The 26,733-nt window shown below is 63.8% G+C and carries 32 protein-coding genes; 14 read left to right on the top strand and 18 right to left on the bottom strand.

Annotated features, from left to right (window positions below):
- Positions 1-30 precede the first annotated feature (30 nt).
- Positions 31-993 (bottom strand): C-terminal binding protein, encoded by a 963-nt coding sequence (locus tag AMS69_RS06725; protein ID WP_053967311.1) that lies wholly within the window; start codon positions 991-993, stop codon positions 31-33.
- 164 nt (positions 994-1,157) lie between these two features.
- Here AMS69_RS06725 and AMS69_RS06720 point away from each other — a divergent pair, with 164 nt between their 5' ends.
- On the top strand, positions 1,158-1,430 hold the full coding sequence (locus AMS69_RS06720; RefSeq protein ID WP_053967310.1) for a ubiquitin-like small modifier protein 1: 273 nt from the start codon (positions 1,158-1,160) through the stop codon (positions 1,428-1,430).
- A 24-nt stretch (positions 1,431-1,454) separates the two neighbouring features.
- Here AMS69_RS06720 and AMS69_RS06715 read toward each other — a convergent pair whose 3' ends face one another.
- A complete protein-coding gene (locus AMS69_RS06715; RefSeq protein ID WP_053967309.1) occupies positions 1,455-1,856 on the bottom strand; it encodes a MoaD/ThiS family protein in 402 nt (133 codons plus the stop codon).
- A 91-nt stretch (positions 1,857-1,947) separates the two neighbouring features.
- Here AMS69_RS06715 and AMS69_RS06710 point away from each other — a divergent pair, with 91 nt between their 5' ends.
- The 3 genes from AMS69_RS06710 (at position 1,948) to AMS69_RS06700 (ending at position 3,058) form a co-directional block, all read left to right on the top strand.
- A complete protein-coding gene (locus AMS69_RS06710) occupies positions 1,948-2,316 on the top strand; it encodes a hypothetical protein (protein WP_053967308.1) in 369 nt (122 codons plus the stop codon).
- Between the two features lie 108 nt (positions 2,317-2,424).
- A complete protein-coding gene (locus AMS69_RS06705) occupies positions 2,425-2,679 on the top strand; it encodes a hypothetical protein (RefSeq protein ID WP_053967307.1) in 255 nt (84 codons plus the stop codon).
- Positions 2,680-2,689: 10 nt separating this feature from the next.
- Positions 2,690-3,058: a hypothetical protein gene (locus AMS69_RS06700; RefSeq protein ID WP_053967306.1), complete on the top strand. Its 369-nt coding sequence runs from the start codon at positions 2,690-2,692 to the stop codon at positions 3,056-3,058.
- Between the two features lie 14 nt (positions 3,059-3,072).
- Here the strand turns inward: AMS69_RS06700 and AMS69_RS06695 are convergent, their stop codons facing one another.
- Both AMS69_RS06695 and AMS69_RS06690 read right to left on the bottom strand, forming a co-directional pair.
- Positions 3,073-3,438 (bottom strand): hypothetical protein, encoded by a 366-nt coding sequence (locus tag AMS69_RS06695; RefSeq protein WP_053967305.1) that lies wholly within the window; start codon positions 3,436-3,438, stop codon positions 3,073-3,075.
- A gap of 36 nt (positions 3,439-3,474) precedes the next feature.
- Positions 3,475-5,421, bottom strand: coding sequence for an aldehyde ferredoxin oxidoreductase family protein (locus AMS69_RS06690; protein WP_053967304.1), 1,947 nt, complete (start codon positions 5,419-5,421; stop codon positions 3,475-3,477).
- A gap of 256 nt (positions 5,422-5,677) precedes the next feature.
- Between AMS69_RS06690 and AMS69_RS06685 the strand changes: the two genes are divergently transcribed.
- Positions 5,678-6,268: a 50S ribosomal protein L15e gene (locus AMS69_RS06685; protein WP_053967303.1), complete on the top strand. Its 591-nt coding sequence runs from the start codon at positions 5,678-5,680 to the stop codon at positions 6,266-6,268.
- A 191-nt stretch (positions 6,269-6,459) separates the two neighbouring features.
- Here the strand turns inward: AMS69_RS06685 and AMS69_RS06680 are convergent, their stop codons facing one another.
- The 4 genes from AMS69_RS06680 to AMS69_RS06665 form a co-directional block, all read right to left on the bottom strand.
- Positions 6,460-7,491: a Brp/Blh family beta-carotene 15,15'-dioxygenase gene (locus AMS69_RS06680; RefSeq protein WP_053967302.1), complete on the bottom strand. Its 1,032-nt coding sequence runs from the start codon at positions 7,489-7,491 to the stop codon at positions 6,460-6,462.
- Positions 7,482-8,207 (bottom strand): lycopene cyclase domain-containing protein, encoded by a 726-nt coding sequence (locus tag AMS69_RS06675; RefSeq protein ID WP_053967301.1) that lies wholly within the window; start codon positions 8,205-8,207, stop codon positions 7,482-7,484. The genes AMS69_RS06680 and AMS69_RS06675 overlap by 10 nt, the downstream gene beginning before the upstream one ends.
- Positions 8,208-8,255: 48 nt before the next feature.
- On the bottom strand, positions 8,256-9,227 hold the full coding sequence (locus tag AMS69_RS06670) for a phytoene/squalene synthase family protein (protein ID WP_053967300.1): 972 nt from the start codon (positions 9,225-9,227) through the stop codon (positions 8,256-8,258).
- A gap of 256 nt (positions 9,228-9,483) precedes the next feature.
- On the bottom strand, positions 9,484-11,064 hold the full coding sequence (locus AMS69_RS06665; RefSeq protein ID WP_053967299.1) for a bacterio-opsin activator domain-containing protein: 1,581 nt from the start codon (positions 11,062-11,064) through the stop codon (positions 9,484-9,486).
- Positions 11,065-11,193: 129 nt separating this feature from the next.
- Here AMS69_RS06665 and AMS69_RS06660 point away from each other — a divergent pair, with 129 nt between their 5' ends.
- The 4 genes from AMS69_RS06660 (at position 11,194) to AMS69_RS06645 (ending at position 15,341) form a co-directional block, all read left to right on the top strand.
- Complete coding sequence (locus AMS69_RS06660) at positions 11,194-11,478, top strand: DUF7562 family protein (protein ID WP_053967298.1); 285 nt, start codon at positions 11,194-11,196, stop codon at positions 11,476-11,478.
- A 66-nt stretch (positions 11,479-11,544) separates the two neighbouring features.
- Entirely contained in the window at positions 11,545-12,918 is a 1,374-nt protein-coding gene (locus AMS69_RS06655) for an RNB domain-containing ribonuclease (RefSeq protein ID WP_053967297.1), read from the top strand.
- Positions 12,919-12,993: 75 nt separating this feature from the next.
- A complete protein-coding gene (locus tag AMS69_RS06650; protein ID WP_053967296.1) occupies positions 12,994-13,734 on the top strand; it encodes an ABC transporter ATP-binding protein in 741 nt (246 codons plus the stop codon).
- Positions 13,731-15,341 carry a hypothetical protein gene (locus AMS69_RS06645; RefSeq protein WP_053967295.1) on the top strand — a complete coding sequence of 537 codons (1,611 nt, stop codon included), beginning with the start codon at positions 13,731-13,733 and terminating at the stop codon, positions 15,339-15,341. Before AMS69_RS06650 ends, AMS69_RS06645 begins: the two co-directional genes overlap by 4 nt.
- Here the strand turns inward: AMS69_RS06645 and AMS69_RS06640 are convergent.
- Positions 15,338-15,940 carry a hypothetical protein gene (locus AMS69_RS06640; protein ID WP_053967294.1) on the bottom strand — a complete coding sequence of 201 codons (603 nt, stop codon included), beginning with the start codon at positions 15,938-15,940 and terminating at the stop codon, positions 15,338-15,340. The genes AMS69_RS06645 and AMS69_RS06640 overlap by 4 nt on opposite strands.
- A gap of 70 nt (positions 15,941-16,010) precedes the next feature.
- Here AMS69_RS06640 and AMS69_RS06635 point away from each other — a divergent pair, with 70 nt between their 5' ends.
- Positions 16,011-17,189: an MBL fold metallo-hydrolase gene (locus AMS69_RS06635; RefSeq protein ID WP_053967293.1), complete on the top strand. Its 1,179-nt coding sequence runs from the start codon at positions 16,011-16,013 to the stop codon at positions 17,187-17,189.
- A gap of 19 nt (positions 17,190-17,208) precedes the next feature.
- Here AMS69_RS06635 and AMS69_RS06630 read toward each other — a convergent pair whose 3' ends face one another.
- From AMS69_RS06630 to AMS69_RS06615, 4 genes are all read right to left on the bottom strand, one after another.
- Positions 17,209-17,502 carry a DUF6432 family protein gene (locus AMS69_RS06630; protein WP_053967292.1) on the bottom strand — a complete coding sequence of 98 codons (294 nt, stop codon included), beginning with the start codon at positions 17,500-17,502 and terminating at the stop codon, positions 17,209-17,211.
- A 249-nt stretch (positions 17,503-17,751) separates the two neighbouring features.
- Complete coding sequence (locus tag AMS69_RS06625; protein WP_053967291.1) at positions 17,752-18,426, bottom strand: hypothetical protein; 675 nt, start codon at positions 18,424-18,426, stop codon at positions 17,752-17,754.
- Entirely contained in the window at positions 18,423-18,818 is a 396-nt protein-coding gene (locus tag AMS69_RS06620) for a hypothetical protein (RefSeq protein ID WP_053967290.1), read from the bottom strand. The genes AMS69_RS06625 and AMS69_RS06620 overlap by 4 nt, the downstream gene beginning before the upstream one ends.
- Positions 18,819-18,881: 63 nt before the next feature.
- Entirely contained in the window at positions 18,882-20,237 is a 1,356-nt protein-coding gene (locus tag AMS69_RS06615) for a PKD domain-containing protein (protein WP_053967289.1), read from the bottom strand.
- A 149-nt stretch (positions 20,238-20,386) separates the two neighbouring features.
- Between AMS69_RS06615 and AMS69_RS06610 the strand changes: the two genes are divergently transcribed.
- Together AMS69_RS06610 and AMS69_RS06605 are read left to right on the top strand one after the other, a co-directional pair.
- Positions 20,387-21,238, top strand: coding sequence for a DUF7093 family protein (locus AMS69_RS06610; protein WP_053967288.1), 852 nt, complete (start codon positions 20,387-20,389; stop codon positions 21,236-21,238).
- Between the two features lie 38 nt (positions 21,239-21,276).
- Positions 21,277-21,669, top strand: a complete 393-nt coding sequence (locus AMS69_RS06605; protein WP_053967287.1) for a DUF5611 family protein — start codon at positions 21,277-21,279, stop codon at positions 21,667-21,669.
- Between the two features lie 388 nt (positions 21,670-22,057).
- Here AMS69_RS06605 and AMS69_RS06600 read toward each other — a convergent pair whose 3' ends face one another.
- From AMS69_RS06600 to AMS69_RS06590, 3 genes are all read right to left on the bottom strand, one after another.
- Positions 22,058-22,825, bottom strand: coding sequence for an ABC transporter permease (locus AMS69_RS06600; protein ID WP_053967286.1), 768 nt, complete (start codon positions 22,823-22,825; stop codon positions 22,058-22,060).
- Complete coding sequence (locus AMS69_RS06595; protein WP_053967285.1) at positions 22,822-23,766, bottom strand: ABC transporter ATP-binding protein; 945 nt, start codon at positions 23,764-23,766, stop codon at positions 22,822-22,824. Before AMS69_RS06595 ends, AMS69_RS06600 begins: the two co-directional genes overlap by 4 nt.
- 123 nt (positions 23,767-23,889) lie before the next feature.
- On the bottom strand, positions 23,890-24,249 hold the full coding sequence (locus AMS69_RS06590; protein ID WP_053967843.1) for a cell division protein SepF: 360 nt from the start codon (positions 24,247-24,249) through the stop codon (positions 23,890-23,892).
- Positions 24,250-24,394: 145 nt separating this feature from the next.
- On the opposite strand from AMS69_RS06590, the gene AMS69_RS06585 reads away from it, so the two are divergent.
- The gene (locus AMS69_RS06585) at positions 24,395-24,814 is read left to right on the top strand and encodes a hypothetical protein (protein ID WP_053967284.1); all 420 of its coding nucleotides are present in this window, start codon (positions 24,395-24,397) and stop codon (positions 24,812-24,814) included.
- 22 nt (positions 24,815-24,836) lie between these two features.
- Here the strand turns inward: AMS69_RS06585 and AMS69_RS06580 are convergent, their stop codons facing one another.
- Entirely contained in the window at positions 24,837-25,316 is a 480-nt protein-coding gene (locus AMS69_RS06580) for an RNA-binding protein (protein ID WP_053967283.1), read from the bottom strand.
- A gap of 91 nt (positions 25,317-25,407) precedes the next feature.
- On the opposite strand from AMS69_RS06580, the gene AMS69_RS06575 reads away from it, so the two are divergent.
- Entirely contained in the window at positions 25,408-26,319 is a 912-nt protein-coding gene (locus AMS69_RS06575) for a cobalamin-binding protein (RefSeq protein WP_053967282.1), read from the top strand.
- Here AMS69_RS06575 and AMS69_RS06570 read toward each other — a convergent pair.
- Entirely contained in the window at positions 26,316-26,687 is a 372-nt protein-coding gene (locus AMS69_RS06570; protein WP_053967281.1) for a hypothetical protein, read from the bottom strand. The genes AMS69_RS06575 and AMS69_RS06570 overlap by 4 nt on opposite strands.
- Positions 26,688-26,733 lie beyond the last annotated feature (46 nt).

The raw sequence follows: 26,733 nt of genomic DNA, 5'->3' as shown, positions 1-26,733 counted from the left end.
CGGTGTCAGCGACCGACTGTACCCGTCGCGTTATAGCCAGTCCGTCTCCGGGTCGATTCGGTTCGGTGGCGTCTCGCCGGCCAGCGCAGCCTCGAGGTTCGCCGCTACAGCGGCGTTCAGGTCGTCGCGGGCCTCCTCGGAGTACCACGCCGCGTGTGGCGTGACGATACAGTTGTCCAGCCCGACCAGCGGGTGGTCCGCCGCCGGCGGTTCCTCGGCCAGCACGTCGAGGCCAGCGGCCGCGATTTCACCGTCGTCGAGTGCCGTCCGGAGCGCCGCTTCGTCGACGAGGCCGCCGCGACCGGTGTTGACGAGGATTGCCTGGTCACGCATCGTCGCGAGGGCGTCGGCGTCTATCATCTCCGCCGTCTCATCAGTCAGCGGCGCGTGGAGAGAGACGTAGTCGGCCCGGTCGTACAGCGTCTCAAGCGTGACTTTCTCAACATCGGCATCGGCCATCTCCTCGGCGTCGACGTAGGGGTCGTATGCGATCACGTCGAGATCAAAGCCCCGCAGTTGGTCGCGTACCCGCCGTGCGATGGGACCGAAGGAGACGAGGCCCAGCGTCTGACCCCGGACGCGATGTACCGGCCGGGTTCGCTCCCAGCCCCACCCACCGTCGCGAACGTCGCGGTCGTAGGCCGTGAGCGTCCGCACGCAATCCAGCAGCAGCGTCACCGTATGGGTGGCGACCTCATCGGTACAGTACTCGGGGACGTTCGTGACGGTCACGCCGTTGTCCGCCGCCGCGGCCACGTCGATGTTGTCGATACCGACGCCCGCTCTCGCGACGACCTTGAGGTCGTCCAGTGCGTCGAGTACCGTGGCAGTGACCGGCGTATTCACGTCCACGACGAGTCCCGCTGCCCCGGCGGCGGCGTCCCGGAGCGAGTCCTCGTCGCCAGTCTCCGCGACGACGACATCAGCGTCAAGTTCCGCTCGCAGTCGGTCGACAGCTATCATCGGGTCATCGCTTGCGACCACACGTTCCATATGCGGAGTCATGGACTGGGACGCTAAAACGGGTCGAAGTCGTTCTCATCGAATAGGAATTCGAGGTCGATGATCGATTGCATACAACGAGTAAATCCGTTTCTCGTTCGAAGCACGCGGTCCGAGCGCTGTGATTTAAGCCACTCGACCGCCAACCCAGCGATATGCAAATCGAGCTGCGGTTTTTCGCCAACTTCCGGGAAGCCGTCGGACAGAAAACGGTTCACCGCGAGTACGAAAGCGACCTGCAGGCCGGCGACGTGCTCCGACAGCTCTCCGAAGAGTTCACAGAGATGGACCTGTTCGAGGACGGCGAACTCCGGGAGTACCTGACAATTCTCCTGAACGGAACGGACATCACACATCTCGACGGACTAGAGACCGCACTGGAAGACGGGGACGAACTCAGCGTGTTTCCGCCAGTTGCCGGGGGGTAAGTCCTTCTACAGTCGGTTCCCGAATCAACAGCAGAAGATGAACGGGAACATCAATCCGACGCGGTCGTCGGCTTCTAATTCTGTGTCCAGTCCGTCGAGATGTTCGTTGAACTCACCGTTGACCGCCACTCGCGCGTAACATCTGGTCTGTTCGCCTTCGGGGTTTTTCGCCCAGTCGCCCGGCAGGTCCGCCATCTCCGGAGCCCAGCCCTCAGTGGTGGCGTCGGCCTCGGTTTCTGCGATGAGCATCTCGCTCACATCGTACTCCCGGAAGAACGCATCGAGGAAGTCACGTAGCGTGTTCCCTTCGAAGGTGAACGAGAGCGACGGTTCGCCGACGACTCGACGAACGTGGCCGGTACACCTGACCTCGACGGTGGTCAGGGCCGGATCCGAGGTCTGCCGTTCCAGTGTCTCACTGCTCATACGTGCGCTACACCCTGCCCCTACAAATCAGTGGAGACGAACATGTTCGCCCATCGCTGGGGTTTATTTGCGGCGAACTCTGTGTGGCGATATGGACGATATCGAACTGGGAATTCCGTCCGGGATTGTCGACTCGCTGCCGCCGGACAGCGAGGACACGAAACGCGATATGGAACAGGCCGTCGGCGGGTGGGAGCGGGAACTCAACGCCGCGCTCAACTCCGAAGAGCCGGCCAGTGCCGTCGTCGACCACATCGAACAGTTCGAGAGTCGGTGGGAGGCCTACGACGAGTACGTCGTCGAACTCCGGGCCTGGGGCCAGTCGCCCATCTACGCGATGGCCTGGCGCGACCTCCACGCCGCCGTCATCGCCCAGATTTACGACCACGAGGACCTGGACGAGCGCATCAACCGCGAGCGCAACGCCCGCATCGTCGACGACGGTATCCGTCCGGGGTAGGCCGTATCCATCCGGGAGCGGTGGCCCGCAGCCGAGATAGCGCGGGTGTGTCACAACAGCACAGGGCCGCCGATAGGTTTAGACGACCGCACCCGTAACGACCACACGATGGAGCGTGAACGGAGTTTTCGCGGCATCTCGGTTCGAGCCGCTATCGGGTATCTGGAGAACCTCGGCGGCGAGCAACGCGGCGACGCGACCGTCGAAGGCGACGGCTGGGCGGCGACACTCTCGGAGGAGAAAGTCGCCATCGGCCCGAGCCTGCAGCTCAACGAGGTGACGATCGAGTTCGACGGCGAGCCGGAGACACTGGAGCCGCTCATCGAGAAGTTCGCACAGAAAGCGATGCGAGCGGGCGGCTGACCGGGCAGCGATGGCTGACTCGTCGTACCCAATCGAGGGGCAGATCATCCTGCTGGCCGGCACGCGTGCGAGCATTCCACTCGACCAGCTCCCCGACCTGCTGGAACGGGTCCAGACGTATCTCCGGGAGAACCGCGCGACCTACCACAGGGAGTACGAACGCATCAGCGGCCCCAGAGAGGCCGATTACGTCTGTGCCGAATCGGGCCACTGGGACAGTATCGGCACAGAACTCGACCTGAGCGACCGCGAACAGGACGCGGTTCGGCGAGCCCACGCCGCCCAGTTCGAGCGCGACGGACGGCGGCTTGACAGAAGCGAGGAGTTCGAGACGACGCTTGAAATCAGGGACGTGCTGGCAATCAACTCCGCCCCGTAACGACGTGCTGGCGGTCAGCTCCGCACCGTAATCGTCTCCAGCACGCGCTGGGAGAAATCCGTCTCCGAGAGGTCGCCGTTTTCGAGGTCGTCGATCCACTCGCTGTCGACCGACCACTCGCCGAGTTCAGTGTCCTCAAGATCCGTCACGGTCGCCTCGATGTCGACCCCGGACCAGTCGTCAGCGTGGAGGTCCCGGAAGACGTTGATGACGCGGCCGATCTCCCGATGGGGGATGACGGCCGCCTCGTCGGCCGAAATCGACTCGTAGGTGAGCCGGTACGTGTCGCCCTCGTCGGCGAAATCGGTGACGTAAACGCCGTGGCTGGTCAGTCGAGACTCTACCTGAAATTCGAAGTCGTCGATATCTTCCTTGCGCATTAGAGAACTGAAATGTGTTCGGCGGCCGGTGCCGTCTCAGTCGTCGCTCGGTGCCGCTGCGCCGCCGGAACTGACGCCGGTTCCGGGGCCGATGTCGATACCCAGTTCGTCGAGCTTCTCGTCGGGAACGACACCGTTCTCCCAGTCACGCACCTCGTAGTACTCGTCTTTCATCTTCGAGAGCTCCGCGAGTTCGCCCTCGGAACCGCCCTGCGCCGGCATCGCGTGCTCGTCGCCTTCGACGAACCGGTTTGGCAGGTCGTCGTCGGACCCGTCGAAGCCCGCGAGGTTGTTGTAGTAGCGTTCGAGGTTGTAGATGCGCTCGCCGGCCTCCATCAGCTCTTCCTCACTCACGTCCAGCCCGGTCATGCCGTTGTACTGCAGGACGTACTCCTCGATGCCTTCGGCGAAGGCGTTGAACTTGCAGATGTCGAAGGAGTCACTGATCGCGTGGAGGTCCTGGAAGGTGGCACACAGCTCGCCTTTCCCCTCCCACTCTCGCGGGTCGACCTTCTCCGGGATGCCGAGAATCTCGGCCGCCGGCGTGTAGCCGCGCAGGTGACACGCGCCGCGGTTCGAGGTGGCGTAGCCGATTGCCATCCCCTTCATGCAGCGCGGGTCGTAGGCGGCCATCGTCTGTCCCTTGACCGCGAGGGAGTTGGTGTGGGCGTCGAACTCCTCGGCGAGGTGGTCCGGCCCCTCGGCGAGGTGGTCCGCGAGTTCAGTCTCACGGTGGGCGATCATATCGATCATATCGATCATCGTGTCGGCGTCGCCCCAGTCCAGGCCGTCGCCGAGGTCGTCGAGTTTGCCCTCCTCGGTCATCTCCATCGCCATCGCCATCGTGTTGCCGACATCGATGGTGTCGACGCCCACGTCGTTACACCGTTCGAGCATCACGGCTATCTTGTCGCGTTCGACGTGGCCGGAGTTCGGGCCGAGCGCCCACGCGGACTCGTACTCGTAGGATTCGGTGCGGACGTTCATCTCCTCGCCCTTGTGCATCGCCTGCACCTCGACCTCCTTCTTGCAGGCGACCGGACAGGAGTGACAGGTCGGCTCGTCGACCAGAATGTTCTCCCGGACGTTCTCGCCGGAGACGTTCTCCGAGTCGATGATGCGCTCGCCGTCGCCCTCGGCGTCCGAGTACGACCGCGTCGATGAGTACTTCGCGTTCTTCGTCGGGAGACCGTCCATCTCCTCCGTGAGGTTCATCAGGACGTTCGTGCCGTACATCGACAGGCCGCCCTCGTTGGGCGCGGTCACGTCGGATTCCTGGATTACCTGCATCGCCTGCTTGTGGCCCTCCTGGAACGTCTCCTGATCCTTCGGCTTGGGCATCCGGGTGCTGGACTTGACGACGACGGCTTTGAGGTTCTTGTTGCCCATCACACAGCCGGTGCCACCGCGGCCCGACGCGCGGTCGTCCTCGTTGACGATACAGGCGTATTTGACCTCGTTTTCGCCGCCCTGGCCGATGGCCATCACGGAGAGATTCTTGCCCAGCGAGCCGCCCTCGATTTCGGCTTCGAGGTCGTCGATGGTGTCGTGGACGCCCTGGCCCCAGAGGTGCGAGGCATCGCGCAGTTCCACCTCGCCGTCTTCGACGAGCGCGTACACCGGCTCGTCAGCCTGCCCTTCGAACAGCAGTCCGTCGAAGCCCGACCACTTCAGCCGCGCCCCCGACCAGCCGCCGTGGTGAGAATCAGTGACCGTCCCCGTCAGCGGCGACTTCGTACAGATGGCGATACGCCCGCTCATCGTCACCTGTGTCCCCGTCAGCGGCCCGTTCATGAACGCCAGCAGGTTGTCCGGCCCCAGCGGGTCCACGTCTGGCCCCTGATCGAAGACGTATTTCACGCCGAGCCCTCGCGCACCGATATACTTTTTCGCGTCTTCTTCGTCAATACCTTCGTAGGCTACGTTCCCGTCCCCAAGGTCGATTCGCGCCACATGGTCCTGAAAGCCACCAAGGTCTGTCATGGTAATACATGACTCTCTGGCTGGGAACAACTTAACGATTTGTGTTGCTAAACTACAGATATCCGACGTTTTCAGCGGTCGCGTCTCTGCGTGACCGGCTCACATCCGTTGGTCAGGTCCGAACCGTTTAAGAGTCCGAACGGCAAACTCCGGGGTAACTCGCTGGACGACGGGCACCAGCGGGCACCTGCGTGTGCAGGTCGGGATGTGAGTCGCAGACGCGACTTGAACCACGCAACGCCCGTGGTGAATACATATGGCACGAAGCGCATATTCGTACATTCGAGACGCCTGGAAGAACCCGGGCGACGGACAGCTCGCAGAACTACAGTGGCAGCGCCAGCAGGAGTGGCGCGACGAAGGGGCCGTCGAGCGCATCGAGCGCCCGACCCGCCTCGACAAGGCTCGCTCGCAGGGCTACAAGGCGAAACAGGGCGTCGTCGTCGCCCGCGTCTCAGTCCGGAAGGGCAGCGCACGCAAACAGCGACACAAGGCCGGTCGCCGCTCCAAGCGTCAGGGTGTCACGCGCATCACCCGCCGGAAGGACATCCAGCGCGTCGCCGAGGAACGCGCCTCCCGTACCTTCCCGAACCTGCGCGTGCTCAACAGCTACTCCGTCGGTCAGGACGGCCGCCAGAAGTGGCACGAAGTCATCCTCATCGACCCGAACCACCCGGCCATCCAGAACGACGACGACCTGTCGTGGATCTGTGCCGACGACCAGGCCGACCGCGTCTTCCGCGGCCTGACCGGTGCCGGCCGCCGCAACCGCGGCCTCGGCGGCAAGGGCAAGGGCAGTGAGAAGACCCGGCCGTCGCTGCGCAGCAACCGCGGCAAGGGCAAGTAACCCACCTTTTTCCGCCTCGGGTGCGCGCAGCGCACCACTCGGCGCAAAAACGTGGGCGAAAAAGGCCGAACGCTCGCTCCGCTCGCGTTCGGTGAACCGCGCCTTGCTTCGCTTGCGCGGATGCCCACCGTGATTTTCGACTTCAGTTCTTCCAGACATCCAATCATAGCGCCACCTAGAGCGGGTGCCGACTACACCCAGACGCCCTGTTCGCGGTCCATGATACTGACCACCACGACGTGGGGCAGCGTGACGACAGCGATGAACACCAGATACAGGGCGACCCACTCCGGAACGGACCCCGGCGGATTCGGGACCAGAAAGTACAGCCCGCCGAGCAGGGCGAGCGAGGCGGCGGTCAGCGGTGCGGCGTCGCGAGCGAATCGGGCCAGCGCCGCCGCTGGGTCGCGGTTTTCGAGCGCGGCAGTGGCGTCGTCGTCGACCAGCAGCAGGCGAACGACGTGGCGCAGCGAGTGCCAGAGACAGAAGTACACGCCGATGGCCAGCACCGGCGGGACAAGCGCGAAGTACGCGACCAGCCCCAGCGTCTCACCGGCGTCGAGCAGCCACGGCCGACGGGCGTCGGCGCGGGCGAACCCGACGGCAAGCGTCGCCACGACGAGCGCGCCGTAGGCGACGGCGAGCGCGGTTCGCACGTCCGTCCGGAACGCCCAGCCGATAGCCGCCACGGCACCGGGCGCGAACAGCGACACCAAATCGGTTGCAACGCGGCGATACCAGTCAGGGAAGGCGAGCAACGGGACCAGCATCGGCAGGCCGCCGCGAATCAGAACGGTGCCGATTCGCTGGGGTACCGACCGGAGGTGGTCAGCGTCGGCCAGCGCACGCAGCGCGTACAGGTCACCTTGCCCCCAGTGGAACCACGTCACCGCGATGAACAGGACAAAGGCCGCCGCGGGCGCGAGGAACCAGGCGACGGCGTAGGCTCCGCCGACGACGCCGTAGAGCGCGAACACGCGGGCGATGGCCCGCCAGTCCGGGCGCTGCCCGCGGGTGCGTGCGACCGCGAGGTGGTCGACCGCACCGTGGGGCAGGCCGAGCAGGACGGCACTGACGACCAGCGGGGCATACTGGAGCGCGGGCGGTATCGAGACTCCAGCGAGGACCGGCGCGACGACGGCAAGACTGGCAATCCAGCCGGGAATCAGGGCGACCCGGTAGCGAACCGACGGCTCGACGGCGGTGCGGTAAGTCACTTCCATCTGTCGATGAGCCAGACGTAGAGTACGACCCCCTGTACGACGAACAGCGTCGTCAGCAGGAAGAAGACTGCCTCCTCAATCGGCAGGTCGAGCAGGGGAATCGTGTAGCCGGTCGTGTACTGTTTCGAGATGGTCCAGACACCGAGCCGAATGGCGATGCTGTCGATGCCACAGAGATAGGCCGTCGGGACCAGCGTCGCGAGGCCGACTGTGCGCCACTCGCCGACGAGGTAGTGCCACCCGAACAGCCACTGAATGGCGAGGATCGGTCCGCTCCAGACCAGCAGCGACCCGAGATACAGCCCTGAGTCAGAGCGCAGGAGCACGAGGCCGAACAAAATGACGGCGAGTGCGGCGGCAAGCCCGACGAGCCGCGTTCGTAGCGGCGTCGCCAGCGAGCGCTCCGTGTCCACCCGAAACCGGGCCACCCACAGCCCCACCATCGCGGTCTGCAGGACGAAAAAGAGGTACTCGCCGAGTGGAATCGACCAGAATCGCACGAGTACGGCCCCGTCGCCGTACCACCAGACGCCGCGCCGGATGAGCGCGCCGTCCCACGGCGTCGTGTAGACGAGCGCCAAGCCTGTGAGTATGGCCGTTGCTGTGAGTACGTCCCGGCGGCTCCCGAGGCGGTAGGTGGCCGTCAGTACCAGTCCGGCCACCACCGGGACCACCAACAGGGCGTGGAACTGGAGATACGTGGGCGTGGGCAACATTAGTTCAGGTGCGACACCGGGTCAGCGACGACGCCCGACGCGCGGCTGTCATCCACGCCACGTGGGCTGCCCGTGGCTGTGAGCGTCTGTCGGCGTCTCGCCGGGGCCGCGCTCGGAGACCGCGCTCACGGTGTAAAACGTCGCTTCGGGGTCGCCGTTGCGCCGCCAGTGCCACCACGTGCGGGCGAGAAGCCAAAGCCGGCGGCGGCGGGTGAGGTCCGGCGTCTCCGTCAGCACGTCGTAGCCGCGGTCGCGAATGAGCCGGTGGTGGTCGGCGTACAGGACTGCGGCCAGCAACACGCCGAACTGGCAGTCCTCTGGCAGGTACCGGATACCGGCGACGCCCTCGCGGTACAGTTCGTCGGTCCGGGCCAGTTCCTCCTGCATCACGGCGCGAAAGGCGTCGTCGACTTCGGCGTCGGCCAGTTGCTCTTCGGTGACACCGTGGCGGTCAAGCGTCTCCTGTGGGAGGTACACCCGCCCGTAGTCGTGGATGTCCTCGCGGACATCTCGCAGGAAGTTCGAGAGCTGAAACGCCTCTGCCAGCGCCGTTGCGTGGGGCAACGCCTCGTCCTTCTGTGGCGGATCCATCACCTCTGTCATCATGTGCCCGACCGCGACGGCGGAGCCACGCATGTACTCGCGGAGGTCCTCGAACGTCTCGTAGCGGGCCTGTGCGATATCCATCTCCATCGCGTCGATGAAGACATTGATCGTTTCCTCGGAGATGTCGTGACGCTCGGCGAGATCCTGAAACGCCGCCATGACCGCCTCGTGGTCTGTTTCAGCCGGGTCGATGTTCCCGAGCGCGGCCTCGCGAATCACCTCCAGTTGCTCGTGCTGGACGGTCGGTGGCGGGCCGTCCGGCTGGTCAACGACCTCGTCCGCGACCCGGAAGAACGCGTACATGACGTACGTCGGGTGGCGGATACGTTCCGGAAGCAGACGTGTCGCAAGGTGGAACGTCCGTCCGGTTTCCTGCTGTATCGATTTGCTCGTTTGAATGTTATCGGAGTGCATTGAAAGCTATCGGGAGGTCATTCGGCGGACGATTCGTCGCGGGCTTGTCTGGAGGCTGTGCGTACTGGTCCGGTCGACCCGTGGTTGCACCGCTATCACGGGGGAGTGTGTCCTGTCCGTTCGCTGACGACAGAGAGGACACTGGTTCGATATCACTACATGTATATACGGTTGTTATCCGCATAAGTAGACTACCAAACTGCTTCGGGAACCGCGTCAGGAGTCCGCTGTCGAGAGAGGGGTTCAAAGGCACGGGTTACCAGTTTTCGAACACTTCTTCCAATAACTTTCGCTCACCAGCACGGAGGTGCTGGTGGAACGTCGATGGGCAGATATCCATCGACTCGGCCAGTTGCTCGCCGGAGACGTCGCGCGGCCAGTCGAAGAAGCCGCCGAGAAACCCTTTCCGGAGCGCCGTTAGCTGGCGATTGGTCAGTCGGTCCTCGACGTTTGCGATGAATGCCTGCCGGGAGACCGGTGGCTCGTCCCGTTCCCGCACGGAGAGCAGTTCCGTCTCCGGGTACCGGTCCCGGACCTGCTCGACCACGCTCCGCGTCTCCATCGACGCCGGGAGCGCGACGGTCACCGTCGCCTGGCCGGGTTCGACCAGAATGTCGCCGGTCTGTGCGCCCCGGTCGGCGACGACGGAGACGACGGGCGGGTCCGAGACGGTGAACTCGAACAGCGCCGCGTCGTCGGCCGTCGAGACGTGCGAGACGCCCGAGACCTGCGGGTGGTCGGCGGCGACGGCACAGACCGCGGAGGGGTCGTCGGTCTCGACGAGGAAGAACATCACCGTCTCCTCGCCGTCGGGGACGCTCCCGCCGTACTCCATCGAACAGCCGAGTTCGCTCGCCACGTCGATGTAGAACACCTCAGGGTCGGTGACCCGCAGTTCGAGTTCGGTGACGTTGTCGGCGGTCAACAGTCGGCTGGTCTCACGGGCGTCGATGGCCGCCGCGGTCGCCCGGCCGATGGTCCCCAGTACGGCCTGCTCTCGGGGGTCGAACACGTCGTCGCTGTCAGCGTAGACAGTGAGGACGCCGTACAGCGACTCGCCGGAGACGAGCGGGACTGCCGCGACCGATGCCACGTCCGAGTCGGCGAGGCGGCTGTGCTGGTCGTCGATGTCGCCGGTCACCACCTGCATCTCCTCAGTCCGGGCCGCCTCCGCGACCGGGTCGTCGGCGTCCAGCGGGATAGACAGCGTTGTCGGGTGGTCCGCGGAGAGCGCCGTCGACGACAGCGTCTCATCGCGCAGATCGAGTTCGGACACCCAGGCGAACTGGTAGGAGTCGACTTCGGCCAGCCGGTCACAGACGGTCTGCTGGATGGCCTCGCGCGAGTCGACGGTCAGTACGTCGCCCATCACTGCTTTCAACAGCCCGTCGACCCGGTCGACGAGCTGTTTGAGGTTCTGTCGTTCGGCTTTGAGCTCCTCGCTCCGTCGCTCGGCCGCCAGCTCGGCGAGCTTCCGCTGGGTGATATCGATGTGTGCGACGACTGCGCTCCCGGCCTCGTCGTCGGGTAACGGTGCGACCCGCATCAGAAACCACTGTTTCTCCTCTGGAGAATGACACGGATACTCCATCGTGAACAGGTCCTGCTCACCGTCGATGACCGATTCGATGCCGCCGACTGCCTGTCCGGCGTATTCGTCCGCGTCGACATCAGTTGTCGTGAAGTAGTTCGTCCCCTCCATCTCTCCGTCCTCGTCGCCCGCGAACTCCCGCCAGGCGCGGTTGGTGAACAGGATCGTTCCCTCGTCGTCGAGGACAGCGATATTGATGGGTAGCGTGTCCAACGTCGAGTGAGCGAGTGTCTCTGGTGGCTTCATTCAGTGTCCCTGGCTCGGAATAGCCGATACCCTGTGTAATAGCGGCTGGTGAATAAACGTGTGGCCCGAAAACGGGGGACTGTTGCCTGTGCGAAAAGCTCTAAACGGTGTCACCGACAACTGACAGGTATGTTCGGGTCCCGGAATTCCCGGGGAGAGTCAGTCACCTGCATCGCGTGTGGGGAGTCCATCTTACGATCCGAGGCCCGCGAGTACGACAAACACGGCGACCGATGGGACCGGCGTGACAAGACGTTCGAACACCTCTGTAAAGCCTGTTTTGCCGAGCTGTGCCAGCAACCACGGGATGGCCTCGAAACGACGCTCGATGCCGCCGGAGCGGGCGAGGCCGATCAAGAGACGTTCCTGAAACGGTTCCGGGAACTCTCAGAGAGCGACGCTCGCAGGGAATGAGACGCGGGAGCCACGGCCCAGTCCCACCCCGACAGCCATAACTACGCCCTGTTCGTACCGGGTGACATGACTACAGAGGACGCGCAGGCGGCCGCCGGGACCGCCGAAGGGCAGGGCCCGGTCGAGATCGACCCGGAGATGGCACGACATCTGGAGAACAAGCGCGAGGAACTGTTCGAGAAGTTCGGCATCCCCGACGAGTTTCCGCCAGAGGTACTTGAGGAAGCCAAGGAGCGTACGCAGGACGTGCAAGCTGAAATCGAGGACGAGGTCGACGAGCGCCGGGACCTCCGGGAGATGACGACCTGGACGACGGACCCCATCGACGCCCAGGACTTCGACGACGCCATCTCCATCGAGGAGCGTGAGGACGAAATCGTCCTCTGGGTCCACATCGCCGACGTGACCCACTACGTCAACCCTGACACGAAGATGTGGGAGCAGGCCGTCGAGCGCGGGAACACCGTCTACCTGCCAGCCTACACCGTCCACATGCTGCCGCCCGTCCTCGCCGAGACCGTCTGTTCGCTGGTCCCCAACGAGGACCGACTGGCGCATACCGTCGAGATGCACCTCGACAAGGAGAACCTCGGCTACGAGGAGATCAACATCTACAAGTCGGTCATCCGGAGCGACGCCCGGCTGACCTATACCGAGGCCGAGCGACTGCTCGACGAGCCGGAGACCGCGGAAGACGTCCTCGAAGACCAGAGCGTCGACCTCGCGGAGAAGACCGAGCGCGTCTGGGAACTGGCCGACCGGATGCACGAGCAGCGCAAGGAGGAGGGGTCGCTCGTCCTCAACCCCGCGCGGGACCGCGCCCACACCATCATCGAGGAGTGCATGCTGAAGGCGAACAAGGCCGTCACGCACGAACTGATGTGGAACCGCGGCGTCGAGGCGATGTATCGGGTCCACCCCCAGCCCAGCCCCGACGAGTGGGACGAGGCGCTGGTCGAGATTCAGGAACTGGACGGCGTCTCCATCCCCGGCGACGCCTGGGACGACCCCCGCAAGGCCGTCAACGCCACGCTCGAACAGGCCCCCGGTCGCCAGCTCGATAAGATTCAGTGGGCTGTGATGAAGGTGATGCCCCGCGCGAAGTACATGAACGACCCCTTCGGCGGCCACCACGCCCTGAACTTCGAGATTTACGGCCACTTCACCTCGCCCATCCGGCGGCTCTCGGACCTCATCAACCACTGGATCGTCTACACCAACGACGTGCCCGAGGACCTCGTGGCGCTGTGTGACCGCGCCAGCGACCGCCAGAAGGACGCCGAGCAGTGCGAGCGCGAGTACAAGAACTTCCTGCAGGAGGTCGGTCTCGATCCGTCCGCAGTCAACAACCGCGGCATCGAAGTGGTGGAGAATCCTGACGACGGTGACGAAGATGAGGACGCGGACGCCGATACCGCCGACGCAGCGGTCGAAGAGTAACGTCGGCAGACTGGCGTGTGGACCCGACACTCGACAACAACAAGACCTTTTCACAGTCGAAACGGCAGTGTCAGTATGTGCCCTCCAGCACCCGCAATCGTTACCGAGGGGTTGACGAAGCGCTACAGCGGGCTCTCGGCGATAGAAGACCTCGACCTCACGGTCCCACGCGGGAGCGTCTTCGGCTTTCTCGGCCCCAACGGCGCGGGTAAGACCTCGACGATTCGCATCCTGACGACGCTGACGAACCCGACGAGCGGCACCGCACGGGTCGCGGGCGAGTCGGTCGCCGACCGCGCCGCAGTGGTCGAACACATCGGCTTCCTCCCGGAGGAGCCGCCGCTGTACGACGAACTCACCGGCCGCGAGCAACTGGAGTACGTCGCCGGCCTGCGCGGGCACGAGGACTGGAACCGCGTGGAGTCGCTGCTCGACCGGTTCGACCTCGACGCGGACGCCGACCGGCGCGTCGAGACGTACTCGAAGGGGATGAAACAGAAGCTCGGCCTCGTCCAGGCGCTGTTGCACGACCCCGAGGTACTCTTTCTGGACGAACCCACCTCGGGACTTGACCCGCGGGCGGCCCGGACAGTGCGTGATACCATCAGCGAGGTCGCGGCCGCGGAGACCACCGTCTTCCTCTCGACGCACATTCTTCCTGTCGTCGAGGAGTTGGCCGACACCGTCGGTGTCCTGTACGACGGCGACCTCGTCGCGGAGGGGTCGCCGGCGGAACTGACCGACGGGGTCGAGTCCGGGAGCACGCTCGAAGACGTGTTCCTCGACGTGACCAGCGAGCACCCGGGAGAGCGATGAGACGGCCGGACGGCCGGCGCGTCGCCCTAATAGCGCGGACGGAACTGCGACGGACATTGCGAAAGCTCAAGGGGACAACACGCGGCGCGCTCATATTCCTCGGAGGCGGGCTGGGCATCGTGGTATACAGTCTCGTTATCGGCGCTGGGGCGTTCTTTCTCGGCGGCTTCCTGTCTGAGAGTGATCCCCACTCAGTTAGGCTTGCGACGACGGCGAGTATCGTTGGGCTGCTCGGATTCGTCGGTTTCTTCACGCTTCAGCACACGGTGAAATCAGCCGGCGAGCCCGACGCCGCCGACGGACTGCTGACAACAGTCCCCTACGAGGACGCGGCGGCCGGGCTGCTCGTCGCTGAGATCGGTCGGGTGTCGCTCGCGCTCGCAATCCCGGTTCTGGCGCTGGTACTCGGACTTGCAGCCGGTGAGGCCGGGGTACTTGTCGCTGTCGTGGCCCTCGTCGGGTCGGGTGCGGTCGTGCTGCTGGGTACAGTCCTCGGCTTCGGTCTGGGGCTGGTAACGAAACTGGTCGCGAACCGCTCAACATTCGTCGCGAGTCATCGCGCGAGTATCGGAGCCGCCGTCTCGCTGCTCCTGCCGCTTGGCTGGGTCGCGATGACAGCCGTTCCGACGATACAGTTTCGCGTGCTCCGGTTGGCGACCCACTCCCCGCTCTCGTGGCCCGCCGACGTGATTCTGCTCGTGCTGGGGACCGGCGGGAACCCGGTCGCTGCCGCTGTCGCCACAATCGGGATTTTCGGTGCGCTCCCCCTCGGCGCGGTCGTGTGTCTGTGGCTGGCCGAACGGACCTGGTACGTCGATCCGGTCCAGCCCGATCACGAGTTCGACGCCGACAAGCGGACACTCTCTGACCGTCTGCTGAGAGGACGGATATCGACGGCAACCCGCGTTGTCGCACAGAAATCGTGGCTCCGTGCCAAGCGAGCGCCAATCACCGTGCAGTTCGCGATCATGCCGTTTTTCTTCCTGGTGTATCACCTCCAGATCGTCATTCTGGAGAGAGTGGTCCCGCCGACGCTCCCGCTCAGTGCCGGTCTCGCCAGCGCAGCGGCGTTCGGGGCTGCGTTTTCGCTCAATCCGCTTGGCGGCGAGGAAGGAGTCCTGCCGCTGACACTGACCGCCAACGTCTCCGGCCGGGCGTTCGTCACCGGACTTGTCCTCGCGGGCGCACTCCCCGGCGTCGTAGTGACGACGCTACTGGTTGCCGGCCTCGGCGTCGCCGCCGGAACGCCGCCAGTCACGCTCGCCGTCGGACTCACAGTCGCACTCGTCGCAACCCTGGCCGCACCGGCCATCGCCGTTGGGGCCGGCGTCGTGTTCCCGAAGTTCGAGTCGTCGTCGGTGCAGGGCCACGACGTAGTGGTTCCGAGCGGCTGGGCGTTCGGGCTGTACTTCCTCGTCCTCGGCGTGGCCGTCGCACCGGGAAGCGTGACGTACCTGCTCGCCGTCCGTGACTTGTTCGCACTCCCGTTCGACAAAATGTGGCTCCTCGGCGGAGGCGGTATAACGAGCGTCGGGATCGCCGTCGCCGGCGCTGTCGCCGGTTTCCTCTATGCCGCCAACCGCGTCGCAACCTACCGACTCGACTAGCAGATCGGCTTCGGGTCCAGTCCCATCGCCTCCAGCGTTTCCGCGTAGTCGTCGTACGCCGCTCCGATAGCATCCGTCGCGGCCACCGCTGCCGTCTCGCGTTCGGCTTCCGAGAGATGTTCGAGGGCGGTCACCCCGTGGTCAAGTGCTGACGCCTCTTCTCGAATCTCGCGGAACGCATCAGCTTGCCGCTCGTCCGCCTCGTTGATGAAGAAGCTCACCACCTGCAGGTAGAACCGGTCGGCGACCAGCGGCGCGGCGACGAGGCCGGCCCCGACGCGCCGTGCAGTGCCAGTCACCGTTTTCTGATGGTCGATGAACCCGTCCGGGTCACCGGCGTCTGCGTCGATGCGGTTCGCCCGCTCCATCGCGGCCTCGGCAGCCGCCTCGAACTGCGTCGCTACGTCACTGTCTGTCTCGGCTGCCCACCGGCCGAAGATATCTGCAATCCCTGACTCGCGGGTCGCCGCCGCCGTGAGCACTGCCTCCGACTCCAGTGTCGCATCTGTTGCTGCGATAAGCACCTTGTCCGAGCCCAGTCTGTCTCGCTCTGTCTCGGTCTGGTCACGGACAGCGTCGATAGTGGCTTCGGCGTCCATACGTCCGCTGGGCACGGCAAGGGCTTGAAATCCCCGCCCGATTTATCCACGGGGGAGCGCTACAGACGGTATGGCCGAAGACTACCCTGACCCGCCCACGAACCCGCCATCACTATCCGCAACAGCGTTACAGTCGAAACTCGACACCGGCGAATCGGTCCGGTTACTCGACATTCGTGACCGCGACGAGTACGAGCAGTGGCGGATTCGCGGCGAGTCGGTGACGGCGACACAGCTCCCCTTTGCGAAGTTCCTCCAAGCAAAGGTGACCGGCGAAGTGGACGACGTTGTGGCCGATGTCGACGGCACCGGCCCGATAACGGTCGTTTGTGGCCGTGGCGAGGCCAGCGCCTTCGTCGCCGGCCTGCTCACTGAACACGACATTGAGGCGCAGAACCTCAGCGACGGCATGGAGGGCTGGGCGCGGCTCTACGAAGCCCGCGAGATTCCCTGCGACGACGCAACCGTCCGCCAGTACCGTCGTCCGTCATCGGGCTGTCTCGGCTACATGGTCGTCAGCGACGATTCGGCCGCCGTCATCGACCCGCTGCGGGCGTTCACCGACCGGTATATCGCCGATGCTACCGACCGCGACGCCTCGCTTACCCACGCTATCGACACGCACGTCCACGCCGATCACGTCAGCGGCGTCCGGCGTCTCGCCGAAGAAACCGATGCCGAACCCATTCTTTCCGAACGGGCGGTCGCTCGCGGTGTCGACGACATGACTACGCTGGCCGATGACGAACCGCTTCAGGTCGGGTCAGCCACGCTGGAACCTCGTCCCCTGCCCGGCCACACGACTGGCATGACCGGCTTCACTATCGGTGACGTGCTTCTGGCCGGCGACAGCGTCTTCCTCGACAGCGTCGCACGCCCGGATCTCGAAGCCGGAGCCGACGGCGCTCGTGACCTCGCCCGCGAACTCCATCGTACGCTGACTGACCGACTCACAGCACTCCCCGACGAGACGCTCGTCGCTCCGGGTCACTACAGCGAATCGACGACGCCGGCTGACGACGGCACGTTCACCGCTACGCTGGGCACTCTCCGGGACCGACTTCCGGGCTTCACCATGGACCGTGAAGCGTTCGTCGAGTACGCCTGCGACGATATGCCGCCGCGGCCCGCCAACTTCGAGCGGATTATTGCCATCAATCTCGGAACGGAGACGGCCGACGACGACGCGGCGTTCAGATTCGAACTCGGCCCAAACAACTGCGCGGCCGCGCCGTCGGACGCGGTGTAACCCACCGTGACAGCAGCGGCTACAGTGGAAGCCGCTTGCGGATCTGGTCGAGAATCGACTCGTCTTTGTCCGGCAGCGACTCACCCACCACACCCTCTCCCGGGAGAATGACAGTGCGCTCTCCGTTATCCTCAACCTCGATGAGGTCGTCCGCCTTGAGAGCAGCGAGCGCGTCCTCAATGCGGTCGATATTCTCTTCCGTCCGCGACCGAAGCTCGAAGACAGTCATCCCCTCGTCGCGGCGGTCAGCGAGCGCATCGAGCACCGCAACCTCAGTGTCGTCCCGGTCACGATACTCCGGCTTCGCTCTCATATGTCCCTCTAAAACCGGCTGGGTCTAATCTTTGTCCCTCGGAATTGTGATATGCACACCTTGTGCAGCGAATTGTACAACAACGGTGTCGAAGACAGGGCTTGCCGTTTCGCTCGTCCGTCCTCCTTAGCTTCTGTAACCGGCTCTTTCTGACGATCGCCGACAGAAAATAGATCTGGCTGACTCCTGAGCGGCCCGGTCGTCACCAGAAAACGCTCTGTGGCTCATAATCCTGAGGTAGCCGGTTCTCTACTTCCACTTGTCATGGTAGCCCGGCCCGTCCTCAACGGTCGAGCCATACTTCCCCAGTAGGACTCGCATCGACCAGTCCCCAGTGGAATACTTCCACGCCCAAGTGTATTTCACGTAATACGTCTGGAACACTTCACCGTCCTCGGTAACAAACGTTATATTGAACGTATCGGGGACGTACGTGTGGTCCCGCTCTGGGTAGATGTTACCGTTTTCATTGTAGCCTTCGACAATAACATAATACTTGATGAGCGGATCTCTCCGGTCCTTAACGGTTTTAGTGCGGTTCGTAGTATCCCGCATTTCAACCGTCAGATGATACGTGTCGTTCTCCGGGAACGCTCTTGTTCCTTTAAGATATTTGCTTCTGTTACTTAGCCGATACATATCTCGGAGATTCTCATCGAACTTCTCAAACTTCTCTGCCTTGGTTGGCTCGTCGCTGTCAGACTCAGTGACTACCGGCTCGGGCGTTGGCGTTTCAGTAGCCTCGGGCGTAGCTTCGGCCGTTGCCGTTGCGGTAGGCGTGGCTTCGGGCGTTGCAGTAGGCGTGGCCTCTGGCGTCGATGTCTGTTCAGCTGGTCCACTGCCTCCCGTGAGGCCCGAACACCCGGCAGACATAATCAGGAGGACGATAGCGACAGTGCTAAAGAGAGTCTTAGTCTTCATCATGGTTCTTGAGTTTCGTTGTTGGGGTCTGCATCCTTGGTTTCTTCTTCAACAGGCGGGAGCGTCGGGGCTTCAGTTGGGGTCGGCGTTGCACTGACACCCAATCCACTACCGTCCGCTCCTGCCGATGGTGAATCAAGCACACTTCCACCGCTGGAGGCGAAAAACGCAACTCCACCGATAAGGGCAGCGAAGGCAACCACGTAGACGAACGCGGCTAGGGCACTCGTGACCCCACCGCCGGACTGGATACCGGGCAACCATGAGTAGTCGTCTGCATACCCACGGGCGTTCGTCCACATGATAACCGGAGCAACGACTGGAAGCAGGAGCGTCCCTGCAACTGTCGCAAACAGGTAGGCGAATACCTCTCCGGTCTTGTGCTTTCGGTTCATCCTATTAAAAACTTAGCCGTTATCTGTTATAAATCCCAAGTTTAATACCTGAATTAAATACAGTTACCAGAAGCCGCCGAGCCACCCGCCGCCACCGCCATCATCATCACTACTGCTGTCATCGTCATCACCCCCACCGCCGAACCAACCGCCGCCATCGTCATCGTCGTCATCGCTACTGCTGTCGTCGCTACCACTGTCATCGTCGTTACCACCGAGCAGACCGCCGAGCAAGCCGCCATCGTCGTCGTCATCGTCATCATCACTACTGCTGTCGTCGCTACTACTATCACTGGAACTACTGTCATCATCGTCGTCATTGGAGTCCCAGTCATAGCCACCACCATCTTCATCCTCGCTGGTATCATCGTCCGGGTCCATCATGTTGTTCGGAACGCTGGAGCCGGGGCGGGTATTCCCGTCACTATTAGAGTTGCTGTCAGTGCTAGTCGTGTCCTCGTAACTGTCGTCGTCGCCGCCGCCGCTATCGGCATAGTTATCCCGGCTATCGTCCACCTCCTCAGTTACCTCATCGATAGTTGCTTGGGTGAACGTGCCCCCTTTCCCGTCTGCGGACAGGTCGTTCATGTCTTCCGGTTTGATAACCTGCGTGAGCTCGTTGTCGACGTGAACCCACAGCCCTGGTTTGCCATCCGTGTCGACCCACGTATCGCCGATTGCCATAGCGGCACTCGTACAGCCCTTGTTTTCACCGTCGACGTAGTAGGCACCGCTACCACCGGGGCAGTCGTTACCACCAGGACTGCCACCAGTACCGGACGAGCCAGCGACCCGAATCGTCTGGTTAGCGACGCCGCGCCGTCCAGCAGCATCGTAGGCGACCGCACGGACGGAGACAGAGCCGGATTCGTTGAACGTGTGCGTGATGGTTGAGGTCCCGTTCTCGCCGGCGAGTCGTGTCTGGTTCCGAGCGGTGCCGTTGACGACCCATGCGAGCGTTCGGAGGTCGGCATCGCCGGCAGTCACGTTGGCGGTCAGATTTCGCTGGAGGCCAACGGGAACTGCGGATGGGGCCGAAACTGAGACTGACGGTCCACCGGCGGCCACCACGTCGACGTGGAGTGTGTCCGAACGCGACGCCCCGTCGTCATCAGTGACAGTGACAGTGACGTTGTATTGGCCGGTTTCGGACGGCGTAAACGTCGTTTTGGCACAGGTCGGGCAGTCGGGCGTTCGTGTTGTGCCGTCCGGCGCTTCGATGGTCCACTCGAATCCTTCAACTGTGCCATCGGGGTCGCGCGAGCCGTTGGCGTCCAACTGGACCGTCGTCGCTCGCTCGACAGACTGGTCCAGTCCGGCGTCAGCAAGCGGTGGCTGGTTCTCGGTCGCCATCGCTGTTCCACCGAGAAGCGCCGAGAGGGCGAGGACCGACACCACGAGCGTCGTCATCCGCTGCATTGGCGTAGCGTAGCACCGGTATTAGTTATAAAATTTCACAAACTAGATTGAAATTAACATAGCAGCGTCGCAAAACAGGGTAGCGTTCTGTCACGAGCGGTCGAGCCAACGGGCAGAGTTTAAGTACGCCACGGTGGGAAGTTCTGGCAATGGGTCTCAAATGTTCCGTCCTCGGGCACAAGTACGGTGAGACCACCGTCGAGCGCGAGCGCGAAGAGCAGGGTAGCGAAGTCGTCATCACCATCCAGGAACGGGAGACCTGTGAGCGGTGTGGAAATACACGGATTGTCTCGGAAAACAAGGAGGTAACGGCCATCGAGACTCCGTCGGATATCGCCAGCGATCTCGTCGAAGACGAGTCCGAATCCGAAACGACGAGCTCCGAGTCATCGCCGGCAGACGAACCGGCTGCTGGCACATCCGAACCCACTGACGAGGGAGCAGAGGGGTCTGACGGCTGGGACAGCGTCGACGACCCGGTCGAAGCGCCGGGGGACACGGGACTCGACGACACGGACGGCGGGGAGCCGGTCGATCCATCGGCCGACGACGCCGAGATCATCGACGACAGCGACGAGGGCGACGAGGAAAGTGGCGACGTGGAACTGGACGAACCGTCGACGACGGTCGACGTCCCGGACGCCGAGAGCGAGGAACCGGTAACCGAAGACGAGACCGACCCGGAGAAAGACGACGGACTCATTCTCGGCGAGGAAGAGGAATCAGAGCCGGCTGGCGACGACCGACAGCCCGGTGAGTGGCCCGATGAGCCGGGAGATGACGGGGACGGCTGGTCGCCGGAGACGATGCCGGTCGACACCGGAGCGGACGACAATTCGAGCGTCGAGCCGACCAGCGACAGCGCCGTGACCGTTCCGGAAGGCGAGTTCGCCTGTCCGGAGTGTGGATTCACTACCGAAGTGGAGTCGACATCGTTGCGTGCCGGGGACTTCTGTCCGGAGTGTCACAAGGGGTCACTTATCACCCGTGACGAGGAGTGAACGCAAAGGGTAAGACAGCCCCTCGCAAAAACTCGCCCATGCGAGAGTACAAGATGCGACGGGGCGAGCATCTCGAAGACCGCGTCCCTGACATGGAAGCGTTCGTCGAGGAGTACTTCGGCGAAGTAACCGATACAGAAGAGTACGAAGGCAACGACCTGCTGGTCGTCGACGACCCGGACAACCCCGTGTTCGAACGGGTCGTCGCGGGCCGCGTTGAGTACGGCTCGAAGAAGGACAAACTCGCGCTCCACATCGACGAGCGGCCGGCGGAAGAGGTCATCGCCGAGGGCAATGTCGACGCGGCCGAGGACGCCGTCGCCATCAAGAACGATTTCCTAGAGGAGGCGACCGACCGGGACGCAAAGGCGCGACGTGACTCGCTGAAGCGGTCGGTCGAAGACGACGCCGACGCCCCGGACAACGTCTAACGACGGCAACCGGGTGCGCGCAGTCCGTGAACATCGGCAGGCCGGCACTGCGCTATCGTGTTCAGCACGGTCCGCGTAGCCGTTCGGAAATTCTTCGAACCCGTCGTCGAGCGCCGCCAGTATCACTCGGCGTCAGACGGGCGTCACATCTAAATACGCTTGTGGCATACATTCACATACGCCTTACCCGGAGGCGCTCACAAGTATCCGGGGCACGAGACACCCCTCGTGTTGCCACGGACGCGGATTCCGGGGCAGCCTGTCATAGTTTGTCCGCCCGCCGGAGCGGACCCAATCCGGCATTCGCGGCCAGGTCAGTTATCGAGACGGCACTCCCGTTTTATTGGCGCAATATTGACGGCAGAATCCAGCCCGGACCAGAGCGGCGCTATTCGGCGAGTCCGTAGCCGCGCCTGAACAGCACGTAGTCGATTGACAGCACGACCACGGTCGTCCCGGTCAGGACGGCCAGCGACGTGTTCGGGTCGATTTCGGTGACGCCGATCATGCCGTACCGCACGCCGTTAACCATGTATACCATGGGATTGAGTAGCGAGACGTTCCGCCAGAACGCCGGCAGGACTTCGAGCGAGTAGAACACCGCACCGAAGAACACCAGCGGCCGGAGGATGAACTGGTTCATCACCGTGAGGTAGTCGAAGTCGCTCGCCCAGAGGCCGCCGATGATGCCGAGCCCGCCGAACAGCGTGGTAATCACCAGCAGGAACGAAACGAGATACACGGGGTTGGCGACGGGGACAGACGTGAATATCAGCCCGACGCCGACGATGAGCAGCGACGTGACGATGCCCCGGAGCGCACTGGCCGAGACGTAGGCCGCCACCATGCTGCGGTTGGACATCGGGGACGTGAGGACGGCCTGGATGTAGTCGTTCCAGCGCCCGTGGAAGATAGTGAAGGAGGCGTTCTCGAAGCTATCGGAGATGGCCCCCAGTACGACCAGCCCGGGCAGGACGAACTGGAGGTAGCTCACGCCCGCGATTTCGCCGATTCGGCTCCCGAGGATGACGCCGAACACGGAGAAATACAGCGCGTTCGTGATAATCGGCGGGAGGAAGGTGTTGTACGGGCGGCGGACGAACCGGAGCACTTCTCGCCGGGCCAGCGTCAGGAACTGCGTCGCGTTCTCGTTCATGCGGACACCTCCGCGTACTCGCGGTCGTCGCGGGTCATGTCGACGAACACCTCTTCGAGCGACGCGCGGCGGATGTCAAGCGAGGTGACGGTGTGACCCCGGGCTTCGAGTTCGCGCATGATGGCCGGCGCGGTCTGGCTCCCGCCCATCGCGGTGACGGCCAGCCCCTCGTCGGTCAGTTCGACGTCGGTGATGCCCTCCACGTCGAGCCGCGGGGCCGTCCGCGGGGTCTCGGCGAGGTCGAGGACGATAGTGTCCGTGCCACGGGCCATCAGGTCGTTGGGAGTCGCTACCTCGACTTTCCGCCCCTCGTCCATGATTGCGACCCGGTCACAGAGGCGTTCGGCCTCCTCGATGTAGTGGGTCGTCAGCAGAATTGTGGTCCCGGCGTCGTTCATCCGGTTGATAATCTCCCAGAGGTCGTGCCGGAGCTGGACGTCGACCCCCGCCGTCGGCTCGTCGAGGATGAGCAGGTCCGGGTTCGAAACGAGCGCACGCGCGAGAACGAAGCGGCGTTTCATCCCGCCGGAGAGCCAGTCGAAGCGCGTGTCCCGCTTGTCCCAGATGCCGACGGTCTTCAGCGCGTCTTCAGCGCGCTGGCGGGCCTCGGCCCGGCCGATGCCGTGGTAGCCCGCCTTGTGTTCCAGTACCTCGATAATGGGGAAGAAACGGTCGACGTTGAACTCCTGTGGTGCGACGCCGATGCGGTCGCGGGCCTCGCGGTAGTCGTCTTCGACATCGAAGCCGAACACTTCGGCTGTTCCGCGGTCCTTGTGGACGAGGCCGACCAGCGTGTTGATGAACGTCGTCTTGCCGGCGCCGTTCGGGCCAAGCAACCCGAAGAACTCGCCTTGCTCGACTGTCAGTTCCAGGTCGTCGAGCGCCTGGACATCGCCGTACCGCTTCTGTAACCCACTGGCGCGTATCGCCGGTTCAGTCATTGCCGCCCTTAGCGTGGCGACACCGAAAAACGCATTGAAGCCCCCGAAAATCGGCAGTTAGACTGAGATACGCTGACAAGAGCAACCGAACAACGAGGTCTCGCCGACCGGGCTAGCACACTCCTATCGGCCGAGTCGTTCCCGAGAGATGCCGACGCCAGCCGGCGTGATGATGAGCTGGTCGTCGTCTTTCTGGACGATGTCGCCGCCGACCTCGTTTGCGACCTGCTTGAGTTCGTCGCTGATGTGTTCCATCGTGCGGTCCTGCGTGGAGTGGCGCGTAATGTCTGCGACGACCACGTCGCCGTCGTAGACGGCGTCTTTGATGTCGATGACGTCCTGCTTGTCGCTGATACGGGCGATCCGGACCTGGCGTTCGAGTTCCGTCCCGGTCATCTCGAATTCGTTCGCGTTCAGTTCGACGTAATCCTCGGTGTTCCGAGAGGATCCAGACTCTCCGAGGATCTTGCTCATCAGTCCCATGTCACTCACGGCGTGCGCTACCCGTTTCAACTTTTCGTCCATCGAACGTATCGCCACAGCACACCCTGATCGGCCGTGGTGACGACCGAGATCGGCGTGGGCTGCACAAAACGTTATTTAGATGACGGAACGAACGCCGACACCAATGCGCCTGCCCTCCATCAGGTCGACGCCCAGTACCGTCGCAGCCGTCGGTGGCATCCTCTATGCCATCGGCGTGCTGTCGTGGCTGTTTGCAAACGGCGTCCACTTCTCGTCACACGACACAGCGGCCCTCGTGTTCGGTGCCAGCTATGCCGCCGTCGGGATGTTTCTCACCGGTGCCGTCCCGCTGTATCTCTGTAGTCGCCTTTCGCTCGTCACGCCGGTGCTTGTGACAGTCTGGCTACTCGGCAACACGGTATCCAAGTGGCTCTACGGGACACATCTCCACCCGCTGTCGTCGTATCTCACCGTCTGGCCCCTGTTGCTCGGCGTTGCCGTGGGCGCTGGCGTAGTCGAAGCGCTCCTCAGAGTCACGGTAGACCGTGGCTTCGACCGGTTTGGGCTCCGACCGCTGGTGTGACTGAAGCGAGTGCAGAACTACCCTACACCGAAAACTCGAACAGGTCGTCGCCGACGTGGTGGAGCGACTTGACGACTTTGCCGCTGTCGCCGACCATGTCGTCGCCGTCGGTCTGTGCGCGGCCCACGGCGAGGAACTTCCCGTGAGACTCCTCGTTGATGACGACCAGATCGCCCTCGCTGATGTCGTCGTCGGCCACGGTGATTCCCGGCCGCATGATGTCCGCGCCGTCTGAGACAAAGGAGACGGCCCCGGCGTCGACGGTGACGACGTGTTTCTCGGGCGGGTGCTGGTTGGCTCCCTGTACTGTGAGGAACGGCTCACCATCGAGGTAGAGCACGAGTGGGTCGCCGTCGACGAGGACGACATCCCAGTCGCTGTCGTCGAACTCGACCTTCTCGAAGCTATCCGCGTCGAGTTCGACACCGAGGTTCTCCGACAGCGCCGTCGTGATGGTGTCGACCTCGTCCGAACGGAGGTGGTGTCGCGACTTGACTTCCATGCCCGCGTCTCGTCGGCGACAGAGGGTAAGCGTAACGAAGCGTGCGAGGTGGCGGACGCAGGTTTTTGTCCGCGCGGACCAAGGTCGGAGTATGCGAGTCGTCACGCTCCTGCCCTCGGCGACGGAAATCGTCTACGCGCTCGGTGTCGAGCCGGTCGGTGTCTCACACGAATGTGACCATCCGCCGGCAGCCCGCGAGAAGCCGTCGGTCAATCGGTCGCGCGTCGACCCGACGGCATCGAGTGGCGAGATCAACGAGCAGGTCGCGGCTGCCGAGGAGAGCGACGGCGTCTACGCCATCGACCGCGACACGCTGGCCGAACTGGACCCGGACCTCATCGTCACGCAGGGCGTCTGTGACGTGTGTGCTGTCGACCACGTCATCGTCGCCGAGGCCGTCGAGGAGTTGGGACTGGACGCCGACGTGCTGACGCTCGATGTCCACAGCCTCGATGACCTGTTCGAGTCCATCCACCGGGTCGGCACGGCGGTGGGGCGCGACGACCGCGCCGCCGACCTCGTCGCGGACCTCCGGGACCGCGTCGCGGCGGTGGAAACGACAGCGGCGCGAGCCGAGACGCGGCCCCGCGTGGCGGTGCTGGACTGGCTGGACCCGGTGATGGTCGCCGGCCACTGGGTCCCCGAAATGGTCGAGACGGCCGGCGGAACCTACGGGATGGAAGCGTCGGGCGCACACTCCCGGCCGCGCGAGTGGGGCGAACTCCGCGAGTACGACCCCGAGGTGCTGGTGACCGCGCCCTGTGGCTTCGACGTGGCACAGACCCGTGAGAACCTCGCCGACCTGACCAACCGCCCCGGCTTCGACGACCTGTCCGCGGTTCGAGAGGGCCGGGCGTACGTGATGGACGGGCACCACTACGTGAATCGGTCGGGGCCGCGACTGGTCGATACGCTTGAGTTCCTGGCGGCGCTCGTCCACCCGGACCTGTTCGAGACGCCGCCGCGGGACGCCGCCGTCGAACTCGGGACCGTTCGGGCCTAAGCGGCGGCCGCGGCCAGGCCGACGTAGGTGTTGCCGAGGACGACAGCCGCGCCGACAGCGACGACACCGAGGAGCCAGGCCCGCCACAGCGGGACCCGCTCGACCACGTCACGACACTCCAGCAGGACGACGCCGACATACAGGACGACCGCCATCTTCAGCGCGACGACGAGCAGCGGTTCGTGAAACAGCAGCGCCCGAATCCAGGGATTCGCCTCCAGCCCTGGCCCCGCGAAGCGTGCGGCGAACAGCGTCGACATCGCGTCGCCAAAGCCCCAGACGAGTACCAGCGAAAAGACAAGTTCGACGTAGCCGGGTTTCTGGAGGCGAACCGAGAGAGGGTGAGACGCGTGATCAGGGCGGGACATGGGAGTCGCTACCGATACTCGCGGCTATCGGCGCATAAAGCTCGGT

Origin of the sequence: Haloarcula rubripromontorii, from assembly GCF_001280425.1 — an archaeon.
GTDB classification, from domain to species: Archaea; Halobacteriota; Halobacteria; order Halobacteriales; family Haloarculaceae; genus Haloarcula; species Haloarcula rubripromontorii.
This window is presented reverse-complemented; position numbering and strand designations above follow the sequence as displayed.